Source organism: Amphritea sp., from assembly GCF_050300915.1.
Classification (GTDB): Bacteria; Pseudomonadota; Gammaproteobacteria; order Pseudomonadales; family Balneatricaceae; genus Amphritea.
Genome location: NZ_JBNKYN010000143.1, coordinates 1 through 2,884, shown reverse-complemented (window position 1 = coordinate 2,884; position 2,884 = coordinate 1). Strand labels below are relative to the sequence as shown.

Sequence of the window (2,884 nt, the reverse complement as noted above, 5' to 3'; positions counted from 1 at the left end):
ATCTCAACAACCTCATTACGCAGCTAAATAGCGCAGCCCGTCCGTCGCGCTTTATTTTCGTCGGCGGAGATCCCGCTACACCGGCGGGTCCATACACCGATTCGCTGGCCCTCCTCGCAAGTGGGGTATTACAATGCCATGACATTCATCATGTTGGGATCGTTGGCTATCCCGATGGGCATCCGAAGATCAGTACAGATAAACTCTGGCACGCACTGGAATGGAAATATCAATTGCTTCAAGATGCTAATTGCACGCTGGAGATCACCACTCAGTTCGGTTTCGATACTGAGGCTATCGTTCGCTGGATCAGACAACTACGCGATCGCGGCATCGATGCCCCTGTTAATATCGGCGTTCCAGGGCCAGCCAGTATCAGCCAGCTGCTCCGATATGCAAAGCAGTTTGGGGTAGTCGCATCGACGGAAATTGCCGGGCGTTACGGCCTGTCATTAGCGACCTTGCTGCGTAAGTCTGTCGCAGATCACTTCTGGACAGATCTTGTCAGCGGTCTGGCAGAGCAGGAACTGGGAGATATTGGATACCACCTCTACCCTTTCGGCGGCATTAAGGACGGTGTCCGCTGGATGAATTCCCGGGTTTGCAGTGATCAGCCATTAGCGGACAGTTCTGGCCTGGAGGTTTAACGCAACAGTGATCGCCGGTCTTTAATAGCAGCCTGCTTTGTGCTCTTTTACCCGACAAACCGCTCTGAATGATAAGAGCGCAATGTTAAAAGAGCTGTCAGCCAGACTTTGATTTTCGATATTCCCCCGGCGTCATACCGCAGTACTTTTGGAACATGCTGATAAAGGTCGATGTGGATTCATAGCCAATATCAGCAGCAATCATGGTAACGGAGTCCCTGCTAGTCACCAGTCGCTCCAGTGCTACCTGCAAGCGCAGTTGTTGACGCCACTGTTGAAAGGTCATGCGGGCTTCTTTCTGAAACAGTCTCTGTAATGTCCGTTCGGATGCGCCTACCAGCGTCCCCCACTCTGACAGCGTATGTTGCAATGACGGATCTTCTTCCAGTTGATAGCAGATGTTGCGCAACCGCGAGTCCACCGGTAATGGCAGGTATAGCGGTGCCTGCGGTGCTACCGCAATCTGATCTCTCAGGGTACGGAACAAGCGTCCAGCCGGGCTATGCCAGTCATAATCTACCGGTTGTTTAAGCGCTTCCTGAATCAGTTCGCGAAGCAATTGTGATACTTCCAGGACAAGACACTCCTGCGCTAAATCAGCTGTCTCCACCGGCAAAATGTTAATACTGGTGAGTTCTGCGCCGTACAGTGATGAGATCTCATGAGGCTGATTGGGGGGTACCCAAACAGCCCGATCAGGTGGAATCAGATACCGGGCTGCAGGTGTGATAACGTCCAGAGCCCCCTGACGGCAGTACACCAGTTGCCCCCAGTTATGCGTGTGCGCGGCCACCACTGTTTGAGCCTGAAGTTGGCGATAGAGCACGCTGACCGGCCGGATAGGTTTGCCTTCGGGAAAAACGATTAACGGTACACGCGGCCAATCGTGTCGGGTTTCCTGCATAAGTTGTCTTATTTTCAGATGTTAGCCAATCAGTTTATGGGCAGACTTAACGAACTTCAAGCAGCCAACTCAGGAGACTTAAATGAAAGCCGCTGTCATTACCGACTTCAACCAGCCCCCAGTTATCGGTGAAATAGCCGACCTCATCCTACAGCCAGGTGAGCAACGGGTTTCCCCCCGTGCAACTGCCATCAGCCAACTGGTGCGCGCCAAAGCCTCAGGCCTGCATTACAGCAGCGGCACTGCCTTACCCATGGTGCCCGGTGTGGATGGCGTAGGTCTGCTGGAAAATGGTGACCGGGTATTCTTTGTTTTTCCTCGTGATGGCAGCATGGCTGAACAGGCAGCCGTCAGAAGCGCGCTTTGCGTCCCCATACCCGATGACCTTGATGATATCTCCGCTGCGGCTCTTGCTAACCCGGGAATGTCCTCAATAGCAGCCCTGCAGTATCGGGCCAGTTTTAATGTCGGCGAAACCGTTCTGATCAATGGTGCTGCTGGCGCATCAGGTCGTTTAGCTATTCAGATTGCGCGCTATCTGGGTGCTTCCACCATCATTGCCACAGCCCGCAATCCTGATGATGCTAACGCCCTGCTGGCATTAGGCGCAGATCAGTTTATCAGCCTTAACCAGTCTGCAGAGCAACTGACTGCCACCTTCCGCGACCTGCTGGAAACATCTCCCGTGGATATCGTCCTGGATTATTTATGGGGCATACCCGCCGCCTGTCTGCTCAAGGCTATACCCGCCTTGCCGGATAAACCCCTGAGGTATGTGAATATTGGCTCGATGGCGGGTGCAGACCTCCCCTTCGATGCAGGCACGCTCAGAAGCAAAAATCTTGTACTGATGGGCAGCGGCATTGGCAGCGTTGCGACAGGCAACCTGATTAAAAGCATCAGTCAGGTATTCGAATGGGCCCAGCCGGCAGGCCTGAAGATCAACACCAAAGCGATGACCCTGGATCAGGTAACGCAAGCCTGGCAATACACAGGATCAGAGCGTCTGGTGTTGACGATTGGCTAACTGAGCCAGAGCGTCTACAGGACACGGGAATCCCAACGCAATCCTTCAACCGGGTTTACACGCGTCTGGAAAACGCTCTGGCAGCATGCAGATGCAGCTGTCGTAACGTTGAAACCTGACTGATCAGAAGTCACGATCAGCCTGTCTTCAGGGTAGGTCGAGTTATATAACCGCTTCAATCCCTTTTTTATCAATGACAAAGGTTTCCGGTACGCCGGTTACGCCGTAATCAATGCCGGTTCTACCTTTTTGATCAAAGCCGCTGTCTTTGTAAGGATCGCCGAATCGCGCCAACCAAGCGCGGGC

At 53.2% G+C, this 2,884-nt stretch carries 3 protein-coding genes; 2 read left to right on the top strand and 1 reads right to left on the bottom strand.

Annotation, left to right across the window (positions count from 1 at the left end; genetic code table 11):
• Positions 1-647: methylenetetrahydrofolate reductase (locus ACQY8X_RS20730; RefSeq protein WP_428037031.1), on the top strand; the 647-nt coding region annotated here is incomplete at its 5' end.
• 97 nt (positions 648-744) lie between these two features.
• Here the strand turns inward: ACQY8X_RS20730 and ACQY8X_RS20725 are convergent.
• Positions 745-1,551, bottom strand: coding sequence for an AraC family transcriptional regulator (locus ACQY8X_RS20725; protein ID WP_428037030.1), 807 nt, complete (start codon positions 1,549-1,551; stop codon positions 745-747).
• 82 nt (positions 1,552-1,633) lie between these two features.
• Between ACQY8X_RS20725 and ACQY8X_RS20720 the strand changes: the two genes are divergently transcribed.
• Positions 1,634-2,578 carry a quinone oxidoreductase family protein gene (locus ACQY8X_RS20720; protein ID WP_428037029.1) on the top strand — a complete coding sequence of 315 codons (945 nt, stop codon included), beginning with the start codon at positions 1,634-1,636 and terminating at the stop codon, positions 2,576-2,578.
• Positions 2,579-2,884: the final 306 nt, after the last annotated feature.